This window comes from Bacteroidota bacterium (genome assembly GCA_016706865.1).
Lineage (GTDB): Bacteria > Bacteroidota > Bacteroidia > Chitinophagales > BACL12 > UBA7236.
The window spans coordinates 1,498,807-1,519,573 of sequence record JADJIS010000003.1 but is presented as its reverse complement, the minus strand read 5'-3'; the positions used below and the strand labels follow the sequence as shown (position 1 = coordinate 1,519,573).

The 20,767-nt window shown below is 33.7% G+C and carries 26 protein-coding genes; 4 read left to right on the top strand and 22 right to left on the bottom strand.

The window, feature by feature from the left end:
* Positions 1–9: 9 nt before the first annotated feature.
* The 12 genes from IPI31_15940 to IPI31_15885 form a co-directional block, all read right to left on the bottom strand.
* Positions 10–774, bottom strand: coding sequence for a heparin lyase I family protein (locus IPI31_15940; protein MBK7569311.1), 765 nt, complete (start codon positions 772–774; stop codon positions 10–12).
* The gene (locus IPI31_15935) at positions 771–1,253 is read right to left on the bottom strand and encodes a hypothetical protein (GenBank protein ID MBK7569310.1); all 483 of its coding nucleotides are present in this window, start codon (positions 1,251–1,253) and stop codon (positions 771–773) included. Before IPI31_15935 ends, IPI31_15940 begins: the two co-directional genes overlap by 4 nt.
* Positions 1,254–1,519: 266 nt before the next feature.
* Complete coding sequence (locus IPI31_15930; protein MBK7569309.1) at positions 1,520–2,368, bottom strand: ankyrin repeat domain-containing protein; 849 nt, start codon at positions 2,366–2,368, stop codon at positions 1,520–1,522.
* Between the two features lie 24 nt (positions 2,369–2,392).
* Positions 2,393–3,310, bottom strand: coding sequence for a T9SS type A sorting domain-containing protein (locus IPI31_15925; GenBank protein ID MBK7569308.1), 918 nt, complete (start codon positions 3,308–3,310; stop codon positions 2,393–2,395).
* A gap of 241 nt (positions 3,311–3,551) precedes the next feature.
* Positions 3,552–4,052 carry an SRPBCC domain-containing protein gene (locus IPI31_15920; GenBank protein ID MBK7569307.1) on the bottom strand — a complete coding sequence of 167 codons (501 nt, stop codon included), beginning with the start codon at positions 4,050–4,052 and terminating at the stop codon, positions 3,552–3,554.
* 39 nt (positions 4,053–4,091) lie between these two features.
* Positions 4,092–4,484, bottom strand: coding sequence for a VOC family protein (locus IPI31_15915; protein ID MBK7569306.1), 393 nt, complete (start codon positions 4,482–4,484; stop codon positions 4,092–4,094).
* 266 nt (positions 4,485–4,750) lie between these two features.
* The gene (locus IPI31_15910; protein MBK7569305.1) at positions 4,751–6,463 is read right to left on the bottom strand and encodes a hypothetical protein; all 1,713 of its coding nucleotides are present in this window, start codon (positions 6,461–6,463) and stop codon (positions 4,751–4,753) included.
* 215 nt (positions 6,464–6,678) lie between these two features.
* Positions 6,679–7,257, bottom strand: coding sequence for a YdeI/OmpD-associated family protein (locus IPI31_15905; protein ID MBK7569304.1), 579 nt, complete (start codon positions 7,255–7,257; stop codon positions 6,679–6,681).
* Between the two features lie 30 nt (positions 7,258–7,287).
* A complete protein-coding gene (locus tag IPI31_15900; GenBank protein MBK7569303.1) occupies positions 7,288–7,863 on the bottom strand; it encodes a DUF4256 domain-containing protein in 576 nt (191 codons plus the stop codon).
* Between the two features lie 53 nt (positions 7,864–7,916).
* On the bottom strand, positions 7,917–8,303 hold the full coding sequence (locus IPI31_15895) for a DoxX family protein (protein MBK7569302.1): 387 nt from the start codon (positions 8,301–8,303) through the stop codon (positions 7,917–7,919).
* A 4-nt stretch (positions 8,304–8,307) separates the two neighbouring features.
* Positions 8,308–8,775 carry an SRPBCC domain-containing protein gene (locus IPI31_15890; GenBank protein ID MBK7569301.1) on the bottom strand — a complete coding sequence of 156 codons (468 nt, stop codon included), beginning with the start codon at positions 8,773–8,775 and terminating at the stop codon, positions 8,308–8,310.
* Positions 8,776–8,781: 6 nt separating this feature from the next.
* The gene (locus tag IPI31_15885; GenBank protein MBK7569300.1) at positions 8,782–9,105 is read right to left on the bottom strand and encodes a winged helix-turn-helix transcriptional regulator; all 324 of its coding nucleotides are present in this window, start codon (positions 9,103–9,105) and stop codon (positions 8,782–8,784) included.
* A 647-nt stretch (positions 9,106–9,752) separates the two neighbouring features.
* Between IPI31_15885 and tnpA the strand changes: the two genes are divergently transcribed.
* On the top strand, positions 9,753–10,214 hold the full coding sequence (tnpA, locus tag IPI31_15880) for an IS200/IS605 family transposase (protein ID MBK7569299.1): 462 nt from the start codon (positions 9,753–9,755) through the stop codon (positions 10,212–10,214).
* A gap of 211 nt (positions 10,215–10,425) precedes the next feature.
* Here tnpA and IPI31_15875 read toward each other — a convergent pair whose 3' ends face one another.
* From IPI31_15875 to IPI31_15865, 3 genes are all read right to left on the bottom strand, one after another.
* The gene (locus IPI31_15875; GenBank protein ID MBK7569298.1) at positions 10,426–11,316 is read right to left on the bottom strand and encodes a hypothetical protein; all 891 of its coding nucleotides are present in this window, start codon (positions 11,314–11,316) and stop codon (positions 10,426–10,428) included.
* Between the two features lie 83 nt (positions 11,317–11,399).
* Entirely contained in the window at positions 11,400–11,939 is a 540-nt protein-coding gene (locus IPI31_15870) for a hypothetical protein (GenBank protein ID MBK7569297.1), read from the bottom strand.
* Between the two features lie 55 nt (positions 11,940–11,994).
* On the bottom strand, positions 11,995–12,420 hold the full coding sequence (locus IPI31_15865) for a DUF1801 domain-containing protein (protein ID MBK7569296.1): 426 nt from the start codon (positions 12,418–12,420) through the stop codon (positions 11,995–11,997).
* A gap of 251 nt (positions 12,421–12,671) precedes the next feature.
* On the opposite strand from IPI31_15865, the gene IPI31_15860 reads away from it, so the two are divergent.
* Positions 12,672–13,223, top strand: coding sequence for a PhnA domain-containing protein (locus tag IPI31_15860; GenBank protein ID MBK7569295.1), 552 nt, complete (start codon positions 12,672–12,674; stop codon positions 13,221–13,223).
* 26 nt (positions 13,224–13,249) lie between these two features.
* Here IPI31_15860 and IPI31_15855 read toward each other — a convergent pair whose 3' ends face one another.
* A complete protein-coding gene (locus IPI31_15855) occupies positions 13,250–13,681 on the bottom strand; it encodes an SRPBCC domain-containing protein (GenBank protein MBK7569294.1) in 432 nt (143 codons plus the stop codon).
* Positions 13,682–13,948: 267 nt separating this feature from the next.
* Here IPI31_15855 and IPI31_15850 point away from each other — a divergent pair, with 267 nt between their 5' ends.
* Both IPI31_15850 and IPI31_15845 read left to right on the top strand, forming a co-directional pair.
* Complete coding sequence (locus IPI31_15850) at positions 13,949–14,878, top strand: AraC family transcriptional regulator (GenBank protein MBK7569293.1); 930 nt, start codon at positions 13,949–13,951, stop codon at positions 14,876–14,878.
* An 89-nt stretch (positions 14,879–14,967) separates the two neighbouring features.
* Positions 14,968–15,924: an aldo/keto reductase gene (locus IPI31_15845; protein ID MBK7569292.1), complete on the top strand. Its 957-nt coding sequence runs from the start codon at positions 14,968–14,970 to the stop codon at positions 15,922–15,924.
* Between the two features lie 46 nt (positions 15,925–15,970).
* Here IPI31_15845 and IPI31_15840 read toward each other — a convergent pair whose 3' ends face one another.
* The 6 genes from IPI31_15840 to IPI31_15815 form a co-directional block, all read right to left on the bottom strand.
* Entirely contained in the window at positions 15,971–16,447 is a 477-nt protein-coding gene (locus IPI31_15840; GenBank protein MBK7569291.1) for a GyrI-like domain-containing protein, read from the bottom strand.
* A gap of 1 nt (position 16,448) precedes the next feature.
* Positions 16,449–17,030, bottom strand: coding sequence for a pentapeptide repeat-containing protein (locus IPI31_15835; GenBank protein ID MBK7569290.1), 582 nt, complete (start codon positions 17,028–17,030; stop codon positions 16,449–16,451).
* A gap of 99 nt (positions 17,031–17,129) precedes the next feature.
* A complete protein-coding gene (gene arr, locus IPI31_15830; GenBank protein ID MBK7569289.1) occupies positions 17,130–17,873 on the bottom strand; it encodes an NAD(+)--rifampin ADP-ribosyltransferase in 744 nt (247 codons plus the stop codon).
* A gap of 180 nt (positions 17,874–18,053) precedes the next feature.
* A complete protein-coding gene (locus IPI31_15825; protein ID MBK7569288.1) occupies positions 18,054–18,485 on the bottom strand; it encodes a hypothetical protein in 432 nt (143 codons plus the stop codon).
* 29 nt (positions 18,486–18,514) lie between these two features.
* Positions 18,515–19,660: a tetratricopeptide repeat protein gene (locus tag IPI31_15820; protein ID MBK7569287.1), complete on the bottom strand. Its 1,146-nt coding sequence runs from the start codon at positions 19,658–19,660 to the stop codon at positions 18,515–18,517.
* A 388-nt stretch (positions 19,661–20,048) separates the two neighbouring features.
* A complete protein-coding gene (locus IPI31_15815) occupies positions 20,049–20,750 on the bottom strand; it encodes a VIT family protein (protein ID MBK7569286.1) in 702 nt (233 codons plus the stop codon).
* Positions 20,751–20,767 lie beyond the last annotated feature (17 nt).

Genomic DNA, 20,767 nt, shown 5'->3' with positions numbered 1-20,767 from the left:
ACATAATCTTTAATTGATCCTTTCAAAAATTATATCATCTACCCAAATCGTAAGGTCATTATCCTTTGAATTTGCTGTTATTCCAATTTCCACACTGCTGTACATCCCTTTGGTGCCTTGTTGCGAATATAGAAGGTCTTTTGGAAGTGTCCTATTATTTTTGGTATCAATAATTAATATTCCGTTTTGCCAAAGTTTTACCGTGCCTTCATTTTTTTGTGAGAGTTTAACTTCCCAAACTATCTCCACCCATTCGTTTCTTGGAAAATCAATTTCCTGCCCTATGGGTTGCAGGATGGAACTTTCGTAAAACTTATATTCAACCAGGAGTTGGTTATTTACTAATGCAAGTCGCATACCAGGACCCGCACCAATGGCAGTTTGTTCCTCCAGGTCGAAAAGAAATAACCAATCCAGTGCATTTGTTCCCTCTATAAAATACCATCCACTAAGCCTCACTGTTTCTCCCTCCCAAAAAGCCATATTTTGTTTCGCGATACTACATTTGGAAAGAAGTTCATTTGTTGATCTTGCAGCAATAAATTTTAATGATCTATTACCCGAATGGAATTTCGAAGTATCTACTAAAATAATATTATTTTCATTTGTAAGTTGTGTAAACGACCAATTTTCATCCTCATCTGAAAGTAAATCCTCTAAAGCAGAATAATTTTCAAAATCATCCTCAAAAAAATCGGGTCCGTCAAAGAATTTTTCTTTGTTGCAGGATATAATCAGTGTTCCAAATACAAATAAAATTATTATTTTTTTCATTTAGGATTATTATTAAATGTATAACCAATGCTTAATCCTCCCCATTGCTGTATTTGAAGATCAACGAGATAGGAGATGAGAGGGGTATAGCTGACTCTGTAATACCAGCTTTTAGTTTCCGGTTGATATCGGTAGCCTAAAACAGCCGTTGTTAGAGCAAAAAAACTTCCCTTTGTAGTAATGGTAATTCCCTGACCCAATCCGTATTCCAGTTTATGAGCGTTTTTACCGCAAATAGAATTTATCATTAACGGGAAAACAATTCCCACTCCATTGTTTTTATCGATAGGAGCGATGCTTAATCCCGCCCTCCAGGTAAAATCTGTATGATTTTTAGTAAAAAATTCACTTTCATAATTTATGGAGCCCAATCCACCACTTCCACCAATTTCTAAAAAAAATGATTTGCGTTCCTTTTTCTGTCCAAACAGCAGTGTTGAAAAAAGTATCAGAAGTATAGTTGTTGGCAGCTTTGTCATTATTGGGATTTCGAATAATGTTTTGTGAATCTACGTAAATTTAGCTCATCCTTAAATAAATCAGTTTCTAAGTGAAGATACATCACTTTATACTAGCTTCTGTGGTTGTTAGTGAAATATTTGCCATTAAAAACCAAATGCAAAACCTTATGCTATTGTTTTATGATTTTCAGGGTATGAATTTCTCCGAAAGATTTTATCACCCTAATTTGAATTATAAGATCATTATATTTACAAACTATTTGGCATGAATACTGGCGAAAGCGCTATGCAATTTTATTTTTAAAAAGGAGTAGATCTTTATCATACCCTTTTATGTAGTTTTCATCATACATGTTTTTTATTTCAAAACCATATTTCTGTAAGACCAATTTATTTACCACTGTAAGGGAGAAATTGTCGACAAAACCGTTTTCAATATAGAATGGTAAAATTGCACCAGACAAACCGCGATAATGATTTGCATCTAATTCTTTTATTAGTTCGACTGGTGTAGATTCGATTAACCGAATAGCAATTTTTTCGAATCCTTCCTCCATTATTTTGTCTCTGCTTTCCTCACTAAATCTAAAAATATTCAGATACGGATTTGGCGGATCATATCTGGTTTCATTGTGCACCAAATGTCTGTTTTTATACTTTGCACCTACCAGTCTTATAAATGCCTGAATGCAATTTTCCGGTCGATTAACTTTATCATGAATAATTGATTTCATGCAATAATCCAGATTATGCGATTCCATTAAATCCCATAATTCATAACTATTTTGCACTTCCTTATTCTTTTTCATACCAACGAAATCCCTTAATGAATCTATAAGGTCAAAAAATACCGGATAGTGCTTAATTCTTACATTTGAACTATCAATAAAATTTACATCAGCACCGGATGAAACCAATATTTTTGCTATGTTAATATTATAGAATCGAACTGCAAGCATGAGAGCAGAATAACCATCTATCCCTTTTGCCATGCCCGACACTTCAGCATTTACAAGTTCAGGAAACTCATTTATTAATTCCGCAACTTTTACAGAATTGTCCACCTCTTCATCTTTAATTAAATTGAAAAACTCTTTCTGAAGCTTCTTAGTTAATTTGTAGCCTTTATTCATAGGTATATAACTAAACTTTTGTTTTTACTCCTTGATCATTTTCTTCGTAACATTAATCCCATCGCCTGCTATTTTTATGATGTAAATTCCGTGCGACAGGAAACTAAGATCCAAAATATTATTTGATTTTGTCAATTTGATTTCGAATATTAAAATTCCGGTAATATCATAAATGGAAACTAATTTTTCTCCCGGTTTTTCAAAGTTAATATTTAATTTGTCGGTTGTTGGGTTGGGGAAGATATTTATAATTTCTTTGGGATGAAAGTTATTAATATCTGTTGTAAGATCCTTCATACAACGAACGGACAATCCGCAATTTCCAACAGCGATAGATTCCTCTAAAATTGAGTTTGTTGACTTTAAATTAAAAATGTATCCTCTAGGAAAAGTATCAGATGACCAAAGCGTTGCGCTCCAAAAACTGCCTAAAGTATTTAAATTAATAAACCCATTTGGATTCCCTCGGAATCCACCCGGGAGACCGGTAAAATTACTTATATTATTTACCGAAACATCAGTGCTTGTCCAATGTTCTGTGCCAACTTCTTTCATTTTTGCACCGGCAATAGAATCTCCTCCTAAAAAATTACTTAGTATTATCCATTCATCATAATCAGGAACATGCCAGCCAAGGGGACACAGAGTATTTGTATTCACTGTAAACCATGTATATAATCTTCCATAGGTATTAATATTCACGGGATCATCATCATATGCCCAGTGATAAATTGAGGTGGAATCGTTATTGACTGTGAGTGTTGTTGTTGGTATTTCCTGACCGTTATTTAAATGGGTGGTTCTTAAATTCTCCTGCATCCACACCTGCGAACCAATTGTTATTGTATTATAAGCGTTTCCATCGATGTCGGAAATGATTTGGGCTTGAATTTTAAAAACCAATAAAGAAAATGTAATAAGTAAGTAAAATTGTATTTTCATCTATTATAATGTTAATTTTTCATCAGATGTTCGCCTAAAGCACATCAAAATAAGAAAATTACCTTTTAGCAAATCTATGACTTAGATTTCCAATTCTTTAATTCTAATCTGTAAATTTTGTAATTCCTTTGTAAAGAAGTGGCAAAGTAAAAAGATCGCACTAGATTTAATTTACAAGATGATATTGTAAGTCGAAATTACAATTGTGAAATATAATCAATACAGAAAATAAACATATAATTTATTCCAAAGAAGGTAATATTTCATCCAAGTGGTTCATTGTCATTGTGATGCCCCCTTTAAAACCCATTTCGATTATTTTTTCCAAGTGAGAGAGTTCATTATAAGAAATCATAAATTCCACAAGCGTTGCATCACCCTTAGTTGTAAAGTTAACTTCCCATGTTGATTGAGGCATTTCCTTGTTTATATTCCCTTCCTCATCTGTGAAGGCGGTCTGGCCAATAAACTTATTTTGATCTTTAACAAAGGAATAATTTAAAGTGCTCCAATGTTCTTCATTATTTGGGCCTACCATGGCGTAGAGCCAATATCCACCCGGTTTAAAATCCATGGTTTTTGTTTTGGCCTTCCAAGGTTTGGGTGCCCACCATTGGTCTAACATCTCACTTTTAGTAAATGCATTCCAAATTAAAGGAAGCGCTGCGTCAAATTCTCTTTTGATATAGATGGTTTTATTTTCTTTATCAATTGTAAACTCGTACAACAAATTCTTATTCATGATAAAATAATTTTAATTAAATTAATATCACATATATTATCATTTCATGATAGGTTCCATTATACTATTTCTGTTGCCTTCAGAATCATAAAATGATACCATCATTCCTATTCCCTGAATTTCCATTGGATCTCCAATTATTTCTCCACCGGCCTTTTCAATTTTTTTCATTGCTTTATTAATGTCGGCAACTGCTATTACTACCGATGGATAAACTTCAGGCTGATTATCATCTTTGGTATAGAAACCACCGTTTATCATACCGAGTTCTTTTGGAGAGCCTGTTTTTTTTGTTTCGCAAGTGCTTGCAGTTACATAATTTCCCATCTCCGGTCCTAATTGTTCTGTTTTCCATCCAAAGGCAGAAGCATAAAATTTTGATATTCTTTTTCTGTCCTCCGCCGGAAATTCAAAATGCACAACAGGGTTCATTTTGCGGGTATCGTAAGGACTCTTTTTCTTTGTTGCGGATGTTTTAGGTGTTGTAGAGGTTTTTTTAGCTTTGGAGGTTGCCATTTTATTGAATTTGATTAATATTCAAGATAAAAAAATTGTGCCATCCATTAGTTGCGAAAAATTATCTAGCTTGTATAGTCATTTTGGATAAATTTTGAAATCCGATTTGCAGAAAATTAAATTAATTATGGGGGATTTATTTTCTCATAAATGGGTGTAAATGTCGCACAAATGATTTAAAGTTATTTATTTGATATCTTATAAAGTATATAATACATTTCCGTAGACGGCTGAAAACAATTTATTTTAAAGGGAACATAGATCCTATAATCATCCATTTGCGACCAATCGCAATTGTGTAACTGTAGGGAGATGCCGGTGCCTGCTTCCTTTGGGATAATAATTTCGGGAGCACAAACTCCATTTTTATTTGATACTTCTATCGCAGCACCATTGTAGGAGAGTACAAGCAACATTAAACTTTCACCAGCATCTAAGTAGTCGCCAAATGTTATACCGGTGCTGAGGTAATTGTCGGACAAGACTCCACCTTCACCAATAATCTTTGCGGTGTTGCCATATTTGACATTAATTGGTATTTTATATTCCATTGCCAATGCAGCTAAAACTTCTGATGAGGTGTAGGTTCTTGTATCGGGTTCTTTTTTTACGTATTCGCCAACAAATGTATTCCAATTGCCAGGAGGCATTTTTCCGGTTGTGTAATAAATTTCAATATAATCTTCCAGGAGGTCGAGTCTGATAAACTTTCGGTAACCTTCCTGAACAGTAAACTTTTTGCGATAATTAAGATGTGGCAGCACCAATTCAACACTATCATTTACAAAACCATCTTTAATACTTTTTATATGTATTTCACCGCCATATATTGCACTGTATGCATATTGATTACAATAATAAATTCCGGAACCGGTAAATTGTCCATTATAACAAAAGCCTCCCTCATTTAATTTGAAAATGGTTCTTTCTTCAGGGACGTAATCATTTTGTGCATTTCTATATCCCCATGATTTAAGTGTTGGATTTGTTACACGATAAAAATATTCCATTCTGCTTACACCTGCACTAATATTGCCATCGATAAACATTCCTGTATATGCATCAGTGCGCATCCGTGTTGCTTTTATAAATTTGCCTTTTTCAAATTCTCCTTCCAGAATCAATGGTGCCAAAATCTGTGTGGAAATATTCGGATCAACAACTTTCATTTTGGTGTAGGTGATCATACCTTTTCCATGTGGAACTAAACCATCGAGTTCACCGCGGTATTTTCGACCGCTTTCATAATAAATATCAGGTGTTGCCGATTTATCTGAAGTATATAAACGTTTAAATTTCCAATCTCCTTTACCATCTACCGTGGTGAGGTCGGATAAATAATGTTTGTATGTTGTATCGCTTAATGCCGGGTCGGGAATCTTTGTTCTGGTTGCTGTTGCGGAATTATAAAAATCACCTTCCACCGGAATATTATTTTTAAAAACACCTCTGTAATAATCATAATTTTTATAACGTAAATAACCTGTTCCATTAGTACAATCACCCGATAAACAAGTGCCATCCGGATGATCTGCTTTTACAGGAGGTATAAAGGCATTTAGGTAATAGGTAGGTGAGTTTTCCGATGACTCAAAACTTGCTCCAATTTTTAAAGGACCCTGGGGTAAATTTGTCAGAAATTCAATTATTTCTTTTTGCGACATTAATGCAAAATAAGTATCATTCACAGTAAAAATGATCATCGTTCTATGCAGATCTGCGAGGTCAGCATCAGACAAGGGGTCTACATATACAATTTTAGGAAACTTTTTAAATTTTTCACTTGAAAAACTGTATGTAAAACCTCGTTCCACTTGCTTATAAACAGTTGGAGCCTGTGCGTTAACCTGGCAAATAAAGCAGCAAAAAAAAATGTGAATTAGCAGGGCTTTCATTGCGTTTTTTTTACAATGATAATAATTATTGATCAAATGGAGTTAGGAAATAACGATAAATTTTAACGTGAATCGTGATTCGTCATTCGTGGATCCGGGGATTGATATTTAGGGGATATTAATTCACTTATCGTTAAATAATATAGGTGGATATATGTTTTAATTGTGTTTATGGAAAATTCACATTCCGATCTAAGAAGTATTAGGTTTTTTTATTAATCCTCCAATCCTTTTCCTGCTAAAATTTGTTTGGAATATTTTTCAATCCGATCCTCTCTTGTTTTGGCTAACTTCGCCGAGGAGAAGTAAAGCAGGTAGCCCCTTTGTCTGCCGGGTGTAAGTGCATAAAATGCTTCCTTTAATGCAGATGATTTTTTTAATTTAATTTGAAACTCTTCCGGAATATCATATTCCTTTGTCTTTTTCATTGGCACTTTTAAACCGGCAGTTTCTATTTCTATTGCCTCATATACATATGTTTTTATGGTGCGTTCCAGTTTGACAATTTGTTTTAGATCCGTAAACCTGATTTGTCGCGCAGATTGCACATTTTCCGTTTGTTGGATCAGTATGCCTTTGGTATCTTTTAATAGAACACCCTTAAAAAATAAAAGAGCGCAATATTCTTTAAATACGTGAATTAAAACGATATTACTTTTTTTATAAGTATAACAAGGAACACCCCATTTTAATTCTTCCGTTAGTTCACAGTCGAGAAGTATCATTCGCAGTTTATTGATCTCTTCCTGCCATTTGTTATTTTTATTGAAGTAAAAATCGGTTTTTGGATTCATTTTATATTTATTGTAGTACATTCATTTAATTTAAACTCGTAAAGATCCGCGGAAACCTCTTGCCGCATAATAGGATTCTGCGCCATTGTGATAAATAAAAACCGTTCCATAACGGTAATCACCGAAAAGAGCACCACCTAGCTTTCGGATATTTGCAGGTGTTATTATCCAGCTCGATGTTTTAGTATCAAAATTTCCCAATTGTTGCAGGTATTTATATTCTTCCTCATTTAATACCTCTATTCCCATGTCATTCGCCATTTCTTTTGCGCTATCAGCAGGTTTATGTTCTTTTCGAGATTCCAATGCCTCATGGTCGTAACAAATGCTCCTGCGCCCCTTAGGACTTTCAGGAGAACAATCATAAAAAATATATTCTCCTGTTTTTTTGTCGTGATCAACAACATCCGGTTCGCCACCTGTTTCTTCCATTTGAAACAAAGACCACATTTTTTCATTGTTGGATTCCAGTTTTGTTTGCACTTTATCCCAATCCAATCCCTTATGCCTTTGCATATTTTTATTAAAACGCGTTTTCAAAGTTTGCAGAAGTTCATCACTTTGTGTCGATGAAATTTTCTTTTTTATATTAGTTAACTTTTTCATATAATATATTTCATAAATTCAAGTATACAACCACTAAATTAATTACAATTTATTTATTCAACATTCTTGACCATTATTTTTCTGCTTTCGGGTCTGAAAAACCACGAAATAACAGTAAGCGTTAGCAATAACAGGGGAGGGGCAATTTCTTTGAAAGTATGGTTTAATGCTAAATGCGAAAATATAGCACCCGACATACAAAAGAAAAAACCTGCATACGCCCATTCTTTTATCAATGGAAATTTTGGTAAAAGAACTGTTATCACACCCAATATTTTCCAAATACCGATAATGGTTAAAAAATATACAGGATAACCCATATTCAATATAAATTCTATCTCAGAATCTACTTTTAATAATTGTACTATTCCTGTTGACATCATTCCCAATGAGAGCCAGAGGGTTGCTATCCAATAGATTATTTTATTTCTTTTTGACATACATTTATTTTAATTTGTTAGCGATATCTTGTAATTTATTATGTGCCATATTTAAACCTTGTGCAAATGGCAAAGCCAACATTTGATTTCTGAGTGAAACTGATCTATACACTATAAGCATAGTTAGTTTACTTTTTTCTTCCGTCAATTTTTCAAATTCCAAAAATTCTAACTGCACATCAAATGGGGTGTTTTCCATTTTAAATGTTCGGGTTATCTTTTTATTCTCTTCCACTTCATGGATTACTCCATTTGCCTGAAACACTACATTTCCATGATTATCGGATGTTTCAAATTGATAGGAACCATGTTGTTTATTTTCCAGTTTCAATACTTTTGTGCCCATCCATTGTGCAACAATTTCGGCTTCAGCATATGCTTTGTATAATAATTCTACCGGGAGATCAAATTCTCTGGTAATTGTTAGATCCTGCTTGCCTTCTTCGGCATCAATTTTTGTTTTACGTTCCATATTCATTTATTTTTTGGTTTTATATTGTTGCATTACGGACTCCAATTTATTAAAGCGGTCGTCCCATATTTTGCGAAATGGTTCAATAAATTCTGCTAATTCTTTCATTTTTTGTATGTTTAAATGGTAATAAATTTCTCTTCCGTTTGGCACCTGGGCCAATAACTCGCATTCCGTAAGTATCTGTAAATGTTTAGAAACTGTAGGCCGGGCAGTGTCAAAATTGGATGCAATTGCTCCCGCAGACATGGCTTGAGTGGCTAGTAGCAGTAAGATCGCTCTCCTGGTGGGGTCAGCAATGGCTTGAAAAATGTCGCGTCTGATATTCATTATGTAGTTATTTGGCTACAAATGTATATGTAGTTATTTGACTACGCAAATTTTTTAACACTTTTTTTGAAAAAAAATATGGATGGAATAAATGTTAATATTAATCAATGTGCTTGAATTGTCAATTAAGGCAAAAATTTTCAAATTATAATCCTAATCACGACCCTGAAAGGGTCAAATGTTTATAGAACTACAGGCCAAAATGCTCCCCGACCCCGAAGGAGGTCGCATCTAAGAATTCCATTAGGTTGCGACAAAAGTGGAATTATATCAACATCTTTAAAATTATAGATGTTCCATTTATATTAGGTTTTACATAGGACCACCTTCTGGGTCGGTGTTTGTCGATTGTGCTTTTCTATAAACATGTGATCGCTTCGGGATCGGGTATTAGATAGGAGAAAAATTAATTATTTTGGGAGGAGACATGTATATTTCTGTTTCAAATCCCAAATAGTCGTTTCAAAAAAAATAATCGTTTAAATTTATTAAGCGGCTTTGTTCAATACACGCTTGAAAATGTAGATAATTTAATTAAATTACTTTCCTGATAATAATGTATTCACAAACAAAAAATCATAATAATTAAATTACTGTTTTATTTTCGCAATTCAAAATCATTTTGTTTATTTCCAAAAAATTAAATTATGGCTGGTACATTTTCACAAATCTACATTCAAACAATATTTGCAGTGCAACACAGAAATGCATTGATCTCATCAGATTGGGAGGAAGAATTATATAAATATATCACTGGGATTGTTCAAGAGAAAAAGCAAAAAATGATCGCTATTAATGGTATGCCTGATCATATTCATCTTTTAATTGGGATGAAACCATCCTGTTGTTTATCCGATCTGATCAGGGAAATTAAAAAATCATCAAACGATTTTATAAAAGATAAAAAATTTAGTAAATATAAATTCCAATGGCAAGAAGGTTATGGCGCCTTTTCATACAGTCATTCGAGTTTAGATACGGTAATAAAGTATATTTTAAACCAAAAGGAACATCATAAAAAAATAACGTTTAAAGATGAATATATCGGTTTTTTAAACAAATATAAAATAGAGCACAAACCGGAATATTTATTTGATTGGATAGGATAAATTGCAAATAATATTCATTGTTTTATAGCATATGTGCGATTCATATTGAGTTTTTCACATGCGACCGCCTTCGGGGTCGGTGGGATGGGTTGAACCTTACTATAAACATATGATCCCTTCGGGATCGGTTTTTGGGTAGTGAGGAAAATTAATTTTTTGCGATGAGAATAGAACCGAAGAAATAAATATTTAACTATAAATGGTAATTAGTTCATTCCTCCTCCAGATCTTTACCAAGATAGAAACTGAGATATACATCATTATATTTATCTGGTAAACCATTGAGTTTGGATGATAAAAAAATATAATTGCCATATCCTGAACGAAACATTAATGGATAGCCGATGATCCGAAATTGATTGAATTGCACGTATCCCGGTATATTTTTTATTTCGTTAAGAGGTTGTTGCCATGTACCCTTGGGATGATAAATAGTGATAATTGAATAGTTACAAGTATCAGGATGTGTGATTGCAACTAAGGTATCACATTGATAAAGCAGCAGCAGCGAATCATTTTTTTCCTCCCAAAATGCATTTTGCATTGGGCCTTGTTGTAATGCAACACTATCCCACTCAAATAACGCCTTTGATGATGCATAAAAAATATTCCACCGGAAATGATTATAAACAGAGGGTAATGTTCTTATTCGGGTTAAACATAAACCGGTATCACCTTTTAATGTTATTTTAAAACAAGCTCTAATTTGGTCGGGTATCCATGTATATTCATCCTCAATAAACAAGGTATCTTCATTCAGGTAATAAGCAACTTGATATTGATTGGAGCCTCCGTGACATGAAGTTTGACGGTCAAAGGGTATATTCCAATAAATTAAGGAATCAGAATAAAAATAAATTGATAAATCGCTAGAATACTTCGCATTATTTACAAATAAAAGTGAGCTATCTCCGCACATCGAAATAAAATTCCAGTTTCCATGTATCTTATTTAAATTTAATGAAGTTTCTTCCGAAGATAAAAGAGTTTGTGCTGATAAGGATTTCACTAAAAAGGCTAATCCCATAAAAATTAATCGCAAAAAAATCAAAAAGGAGCCTTTCGTTATTCTGTTAAACTGAAATGATACAAAATGTGCCATAAAGTAATTTGGAGCTGGTAATTTGGAAAAACGATTCACATTCATATACCTCATTCAGCTTTATCGGTGCCGGTGATCAACACTTATAATTCCTTTAACGAATACATGATGCGATTCATTTCATCCTTATACTGATCTTCTTTACCTTTTACTGTCCAGGCTAAAATCTGATAATATCTGGTTTTGCCTTCTATAAATCCTAAGGAGTAAAATACGTCTATATTTTCAACACGGCCTTTTATGGTTACTAATCTGGCTGGCATATTATTTACCAGCGTATCAACAATTTCAGATTTCTCCGAAATGGCAACACTTTGTTCAAAGGCAGCTAATAGTAAGTCGGAATATCCCTGGATATCATTTGCATAAACATCTAACAGATTACCTTGTACCAAGGCCTTTTGCATTTCATTTTTTGTTTCATCTATCGCGATAATATAAAAAGACCTCAGCAGGTTTTGGTATTGAAGGGAAGCCTGTTCATTCAAATTATCCACCTCATTCAAAAAGGAAGGAATAACAAGAGAATATTTATTATCAACTTCAACAGTTTGATCTGCTTCTCCAATTTGGCATGAATTCAAATATAAAAGTGTAATCAGAACAAATGTAATTTTTTTCATAGGTCAATTTAAGATATGAGGATGATTTTTAAATTCTAAATTAATAGTAAAAACATTATTTCTTTTCCAACGATGCATTAATTATTCCTTTAAGTACTTTCAGATCCACATCGTCCAGTTTATTTATATATAAGCAACCAACACCGGTTTTATGTTTTCCGAGTTTTTTAAGGTCGGGCGCCTGCTTATTAACATTCATGGTAAGGTGTAGAGAAAGATTTGACTTGCGTGGAGAGAATCCAATGATCATCCAATCCACTTCTCTTCCGGTTGCGGGACTTTTATATCGTTTATTACCAAAGCCTATCATGGAACTGCCCCACATTTTTGGTTCTTCTCCGGTTGCTTTTTTCATCATTTCCAGAATTACAAAGCTATCCTTTCGCATTTGTTCATCTTTCACATTGTTTAAAAAGTCTTCAACGCTGGCTGAGTTTTCAGTGGTTTTTATAACTGCCAGTTTAGATTTTTTTTCTGCCATCTGAATTAATTTTAAAATTTGTATAGAATGCTTTTGGTATTTACGGGAAACTGGTAACTATTTCAACACAAAACCTTTTGGCGGTTTGTTTGGGTATGGAATGATGAAGGTATAAACTAAACTTTAAATTTACAACACCCCCAGTTGCGAAATTGTGTATTTCCAGTGTAATATCAACTAATTAATCATTCAGAAATATCTCACGCAATAGTGATACATTTGCGTAAATTGAAAAATAATCTGAAATGAGTATGAATAAAGAATTGAATGACCGTTGTTTTGGAACCTGTGAATTGTGCGGTAAACTACCTGCGGTTCATGAATATACAGTAAGCCCTGCAAACGGCGATAACATTGAAGACCAGGTTGCAATCTGTGATATTTGTTTAACATCGATAACGGAAAATAATAACGGCAATTATTGGCGATGCCTTGAAGGAAGCATCTGGAATCCCGAACCAAGTGTTCAGGCCTTGAGTTATAGAATTCTGCAGAAATACAAAGGGGAGGAGTGGGCTGATGGAATTTTGAATTCTGTTGATTTGGATGAAAAGACGGAGAAATGGGCAATGAGTATTTTTGAAGTGGCACCTGTGCACAAAGATGCTTTTGGTAATACGCTTGAAAATGGCGATAACGTTGTTTTAACCCAGGCATTAAATGTAAAGGGAACGAGTTTTTCAGCTGCAAAAGGAACGATAGTAAAAAAGATAAAATTAGTATCTGATAATACAGAGCAAATAGAAGGTAAAATAAATGAACAAACAATTGTGATACTTTGTAAGTTTGTAAAGAAGGGATAGAAATTCTATCAATCTTGTTTTATTGTCTAATCGTTTTCTATAATATGTTTTATTAATTCAATTGTGGTTCTCCAGTAAAGATTCAAATGTTTATAAATTGTTTCGGTCGGAAAATTTTCAATATCTATTTGTAACAATGTTTGATCATTAATTGACGACAATTGAAAAGTTAATATGGAATAGTTTTCCTCCATATCGGGGAGATTCGAAATGGAATCTAATTGGTTATACTGTAATATTTTATTTGGTTCAAATTTCAGAATCGTTCCTTGGTTGATGAAATTAATATGATGAAATCCTTTAATAATAATTGGAGATCCTACTTCCCAATCGGTGATAATTTGTATATTCATTTCCGGTTCTCCTATCCATTTTTGCACAAGAGCAGTAGTGGAAAGATGTTTCCAGACAAGGGATACAGGTGAATTGATCAGGATCTCAGTATTAATTTTAAGCATAGAAGAATTACATTTTCAAAACTCAAATTGGCGGTGAGAACAAATAACTTTTTGTAAAAAAGAATGGTTTTTTAAAGATACAAAATTTTATTAAGACGTTAAACCTATTATCGGTTGGTAGTTCTAAGGTCTGGCCAATTCTGTTTTTTCTGATTTAAATTGCATTATGGTTCCACATTTTCAAACAGTATATATTCGGCGGCTGGTTTATACCATAAAAAAACAGTATTAAGTTCATACCTTTGTAATTATTTGAATTTTACAAAAATGGGAAATGTTAGCATAATAGAATTTTATAAGGAAATTTTTGGCGATAGTGCATATCAGCTGGAAAACTTTTTGGAAAGCCATGGCTCAAATAACTTGGGGCATTTTAATGTATTTGATACTGCCAAGTTTTATTATAGTGGTAATAAAAAGTCAGATATGACCTACAACCGAAGATTGTATTACAAAATAAGTTTGATCAAAGGTAAAAATCTAGTGGAGTATGCCGGCAAAACAGTATTAATAGGTAAACAAGGTATTTTGTTTGCCACACCAAAAATTCCTTATCGATATACCCCACAAACCAAGGAGCAATCTGGTTTTTTCTGTGTGTTTACTAAGGAATTTTTGTCGAAATCGAAAACGGGTTTAGTAATTGATGAGTTACCGATATTTCAATCGACCAGCGATTTTGTATATCAGTTAGATGATAAACAATACCGTGAAATGGAACTGATATTTAAGAAAATGGATACAGAATTGTCATCTGACTATGTATATAAATATGATCTGTTACGAAATTATGTGATGGAACTTGTACTTATAGGACAGAAATTACAGCCGATGGAAAGTGTAGATTCCTCTACCAATGCAGCAAGTAGAATTTCTTCTTTGTTTATAGAATTATTGGAAAGACAATTCCCAATAGAAAATATTGCTCAGGTGATCCAACTCAAAGCTCCGGTTGATTTCGCCAAAACATTAGGTGTTCATATCAATCACCTTAATAAAGTGCTGAAAGAAACAACCGGCAAAAGCACCATCGAAATTATTAATGGCAGAATTGCTGAAGAAGCAAAAATATTGCTGAAACAAACGCAATGGAATGTTTCGGAAATTGCTTTTACTTTAGGTTTTGATGAAGTTGCCCATTTTTCTAATTTTTTCAAAAAGCAGACACACCTTTCTCCATTAAAGTTTCGTAATTGATTGATTTTTGCAAATAGTGGATTGTTATTTACAAACCATCTTTAAAGGTAATGATTGACCTTTGTGATGCTAAACAAAAAGTAAATAATATGATTAATTCAACCATCTTAGGGAACAGTACAATTAAAGTGAACCGCATAGGTCTGGGCTGTATGGGTATGTCGGAGTTTTATGGGTCTTTTAATGAAGCGGAATCAATTAATACTCTGCATAAAGCAATTGATCTTGGTGTTAATTTTTTTGACACAGCCGACATGTATGGGAGTGGTGCAAATGAGAGGTTAATTGGAAAAGCTTTTAAAGGTAGATGGGAAGCTGTTGTTTTGGCAACTAAATTCGGTGTGATGAGAGGACCAAAAGGAGAATGGCTTGGACTCAATGGCAAACCGGAATATATTATGAAGGCTTGCAATCAAAGTTTATTAAATTTAGGTACCGACTCTATTGATTTGTATTATATGCATCGCCAGGATCCGAATGTAGAGATTGAGGAGATAGTTGGTGCAATGTCTGATTTGGTCAAACAAGGGAAAGTGAAATGTTTAGGATTGTCTGAAGCTGATCCTGAAACTTTAAGAAGAGCTCACAAAATACATCCGATAACGGCTCTTCAAACGGAATATTCCTTATGGAGTCGTGAACCGGAGCAAGAACTTTTTGAAGTTTGTAAAGAGCTCGGAATCACTTTTGTAGCATACAGTCCTTTGGGTCGTGGTTTTTTAACGGGGGCGATTAAAAGTCGTGCAGATATGGAGGATGGTGATTTTAGGTTAAGCAATCCCAGATTTACTGATGCGGCTATTAAAGAAAATATCCAATTTGTAAAGGTTGTAGACCAATTGGCAAGAGACAAAGGAGTAACTAAAGCGCAAATAGCCTTATCCTGGATTTTAAGTCAAAATAATGAGATAACAGCCATTCCCGGTACTAGAAAAATTCATAGACTGGAGGAGAATTTAGGTGCATTAAAGGTGGAATTAACGCAAGCTGATCTTGATATTATTGAGGCCTCTATACCTAAAATAACTGTTGGAACTCGGTACTGACAATTTATTTTGATATGAGAAGCTACTTTTTTATCGCAGAAAATTTTCATTTATGTCGAATTGGTATCCATATTTCTTCTTCAGAGTTTGGGTCTGCATTTTTATATTTTTCTCCTAATACTTCAAAATGTGGTCTGTCGTCAAGCAAATACATGGAATTCGGAAGCCAGGTTCCAAAGATGTATTGAAAAATGCTACTGTCAGTATTCAAACCTTTGTAATCGAATATTGCATATAAACCACCATGTAAAATGATCGTTTCCAAATCACCTGGAACGTTATCAAAATTTGTCACTTCAATTGTAGCCCATTTTTCAAATTCGTTTGTCGGACTGAATTCTACAAAATAGTTTGGGGAATAAATCTGCATGGAAATTAAGTTGTTGGAAATGTTATTCGTTATTTCTGCTCGTCTTGGCATAAAACTTTTCCAAAGTTCAGCAGTTTTGTTTACGGCTAAACTCATGGAGATATGTTTGCCGATTAACTTTTTTTCGTTCAGGATTTCTATTCTTGGTTGCATATTAAATTGTGTTATCAATTAGTAAATCATATTTTTCTAAAAGTCCGGAAATTCCATGAATAGAAAATTTAGCCTTCTTAATCCTGTTAATTTCGGGGTCTATAGAATAATTATAGGAAGTGCGAAGATCTGCTTTTTCTATATTAGTATTGTCAAAATTTGCTCGCATAAGGTCGCAATTGTCAAATAGCGAATCTGAAAGGTCGCATTCTGTGAAATCCACTTCCTGTAACTGTGTATTTTTGAAAGATGTTTTTTTGATTTTCGTTTTATAAAATGATGATAGATTTAAAATACAATTTTCGAAACTGAACGACAATCCAAATTCATTACAACTATCAAAATGAAGTCCCAACATTTTACAATCTCGAAATTTTACATCTTGAAATGCAGTTTTTACCATTTTGATCAAACTTAAATTACAGCCTGAAAACTCGCAATCGGTAAATTTGCAATAGGAAAGATCGACATCCGAAAAATCGCAATCTACAAATTTGCAATTATCATATTCCCCATTGGTTAATGGATTGTTTTTAAAATCAAACTTTTTAAACGTTTTCTCTTCAGTATATGTTTTTTCCATTTCATTTTAATTTGAATGCCTTTTTTGCCACGACGAATTTTCTTGGTTTATTTATCAATTTGATACCGATGAGTCATAATCAAAGGAACACCTAAAGTATTAATTAATAATTTCTCCCTGGTTATTTGCCAATTTTTCACGCCATTTTTGGATTTGTTCTGGGGTTTGGCGAAACCACTCGGTTACTTCACCAACAATTTTTAATGGTGACATTGTGCGATAAGATCGAGACGGGTTTCCGGGAAATTTCTTATCTGTCACATTGGGATCATTTTCAAAACTCCCCGTCGGTTCAACTATATAAACCCGTTCTGTTCCATCACCGTTTGCCAATGCAGCGGCTAGCCCGGCACCATTTACCAAGGCGGTAAAATAAATGTGATTCATCTTTAGGTCTGATTTATAATTAGAAATTCCTCCCGGTGTAAGTAAATCCCCAATTTGCATATCTGCTTTTGTTCCGTGATAAAAGGGGCCGATATCCGTTATTTTTTCCTTATAAGAAATTGCCAGTTCATAATTCCTTTTTGCGTTAACAGGATCTTTTAATGCTTCATAATACCTGGAAAGGTTGAGATATAAAGAGTGCAGTGCACCGGAAACGGAATCGTCATTTATTTTTAAAACAAACTCCAGGGCAGTTTCGGTCCATTTTAGTTTGTCATGAACATTTGATTGGTGGCGGGCCACAAAATGTGCAGCCAGATATTTTTCGAAATCTGAGGACGCCTCGTTAAAGGCTTGGAAAAATAATTTACCTGCTTCTTCCTGATTGCCCTTTTCCTCCATCTCCAATCCGTGAATGCAGAGTTTAACAATATTATTTCTTGGGTCGAATTCCATTTGCTAAGTAATTTAACTGTTAATTATTGTAAATAAAAATGGTTTATTTGCAAGTCGGCAGTGCTCGTTGTAACAATTATTCCCAAAATTGATCCTTGCATTCACTAGCTATAAACTCAACTTTTTAATAAAATTAATTATTAATTTTCAACTGAAATTGTTGGTCGCTGCATTTCCTTGTTAATTTGAATAAAAATTCTCTTTATTCGTTTTTTGGTCACCAAGGGAAACAACGGAATTGATGTCTGATTCTGCCAATACATGATACCTTGCAAATTTTCCTTTTGCGTCAGTTTCCTTCAATTTATAAATTATGGTTCCACTCGTCATGTCAGCTAACATTCCTGATTGCGCAGCATCGTGATCAGAACATTTTACAAGTATCCTAAATCCAGCAGGCTCTATTATTTCTCTAATTCGATTAATCGATTCAGATAGGAGGTACTGATCCTTAATTTCTAATATTTGTGCAAAGAAATCCAATTTCACACTCCAAATAATATTGTTATTTGTTGCATGGAGAGCTCTGTCGACAAATAATTTGTGTTTTGTAATCTTATTTGAGTTTAGTTCAAAAATTTTAACCGTGTAATATTTTGGGTATTCGTTCATTTAAATGAGATTTATAATTTTGTAAAATCTTAATGATTTTTTTCTCCCGGAATAAAGGATGCGCTTGGTTTCACCTTGTCATTTAAAATGTCTAAAACGGCTGCTTTTAATTCAGGATATTTGTAATCGTCATTGAAAACATACTGCCAGTAAGTAAAATGTGATTCATCCTTCACTAAACACAAAACATATTTGCTATTTGGATCATTTATACTGATAGCTGGACTTGATTCGGAGTCAATGCGAAATAATATATCTGCATTGTTGTCCAATATATAAAAATGATGTTTTACAAACATAAAGTCACCTGTTTCGTCAAAGTTCTCAAATGCCATAACTCGCATATCATTCCATAAGAACTGGTCGAAACAAAACATTTCTTTCATTCCTTCTTTTAATTTATCTGATTTGTGTGCAGCATATAATATATTTTTATAGGGAATAGCCTTATCAAATTCAGTAAGTGAATAATAAACCTGAATTAGTTTCGCCATTGCATGAAAGTCAGTAGGATATAAGGATATATGTTTTTCAAAAGTTTCCCTTGCTTCCGGAAACTTTTCGGTAAGTTGTTGCATAAGTCCCACGTTGAAGGAACAATTCTGGTGAGAATCGTCATTTGGAGTTAATTGAGGTAATGCTGTTTTATAGGCAGTTAAAGCATTTTCAATTTTGTTTTGGTATTGATAGATCTCACCCATAAATAATAAAACCCTTGGTTCACAATTTTCAAGTTTAGCTGCCTGTTCAAAATAGACAATAGCAGAATCTCTATTCTCCATTGAATAGTATGCTTCACCTTTTCCCGCATAAAAGTCCGTTTCGTCGGGTAACATGACTATAGCTTTATCGAAATATGGCAACGATTCTTCAAATTTATCTGCATAAAATAAAAGCATTCCTTTGTAATAAAACATATCCCAGTCGACAGGGCCTTTTTCAATTGCCATATCAATATACTTCATGGCGGCATTGTCTTGTGTCTTCATATAATAGGACATTCCAATATAATAAAGTGCCTTTGCCGTCAACTCCTCATCCTTTTTAGGTTTATACCTTATAATTTCGTCATAACTGTTCTCATTAAACAGTTCTCTGAATTTGTCGGTTAGATCAACCTGTCCATAAGTGGTGGTAATTAATAGTATAAATAGAATTGCCAATAATTTTTTCATTGTTGTATGGATTTTAGCATATCATATTACATTATGCAGATTTGCGATCGTACCTAAATTTAACGAAAATCGTTAATAAATATACGAAGTATTATTTTAAGATTTATGAGATCAATTTTTATGTTTTAGTTTATTGCTTAAATATTTTATCACCCAATCTTGCTCGGCATCATTAGTTGCTTCAAAAAAATATTCTGTGCCCGAGCCTGAAATTATCGCTGGGAATAATAACCCTGCTCCGAATGACCATTGAATTCGCCATATGTAATTAGGATATGAAAAAGCTGAAAAAGGCCCGGTTTTACAGAAATTCTTTTTTCCAGAAAATGGCATACAATATCAATTAGCGAATTTAGTAATTCCTCATACTCCAGTGAATAATTTAATATTATACTCTAACACCAAAGAGATAACCCACCAAGGCAGATAAACCCATTGCAATTGTACCCCAGATAGCAATACGCAAAACTGCTATACGAATTTTTGAACCTCCGGTTTTAGCGGAAATTGTTCCCAAAACAATTAGAAAAATTATAGTGAATCCATAAAGCCAATATTCCATGCTCACTACGGGTGCAAAAAGAATTACCAAAAGTGGTAATACACCTCCAACGGTAAATGAAGCACCTGATGCAATTGCCGCTTGTATCGGATTTGCCTTACTAATTTCGTTTATACCTAATTCATCTCTTATGTGTGTTCCTAAAGCATCATTTTCAGTTAATTCTATTGCCACTTGCATTGCAGTTTCTTTTTTTAAACCTCTTTTCTCATATATCTGTGCTAATATTTTCAACTCTTCTTCCGGCATTTCATTTAGTTCATTTTTTTCTCTTTCAATGTCTGCTTTTTCTGTATCGGTTTGAGAACTTACAGACACATATTCACCTGCGGCCATTGATAAAGCTCCTGCAACAAGTCCAGCAACGGTTGCCAAAACAATTGGATCTCTGCTTGCACTTGCTGCAGCAACTCCTATCGCAAGACTTGAAATGGAAATAATACCATCGTTTGCTCCAAGCACTGCAGCTCTTAACCAGTTGCTTCGGTGTATATAATGAGAGTCTAAATAATTGTCAATTGTGATCATTTTCTTGCTCATTCTGT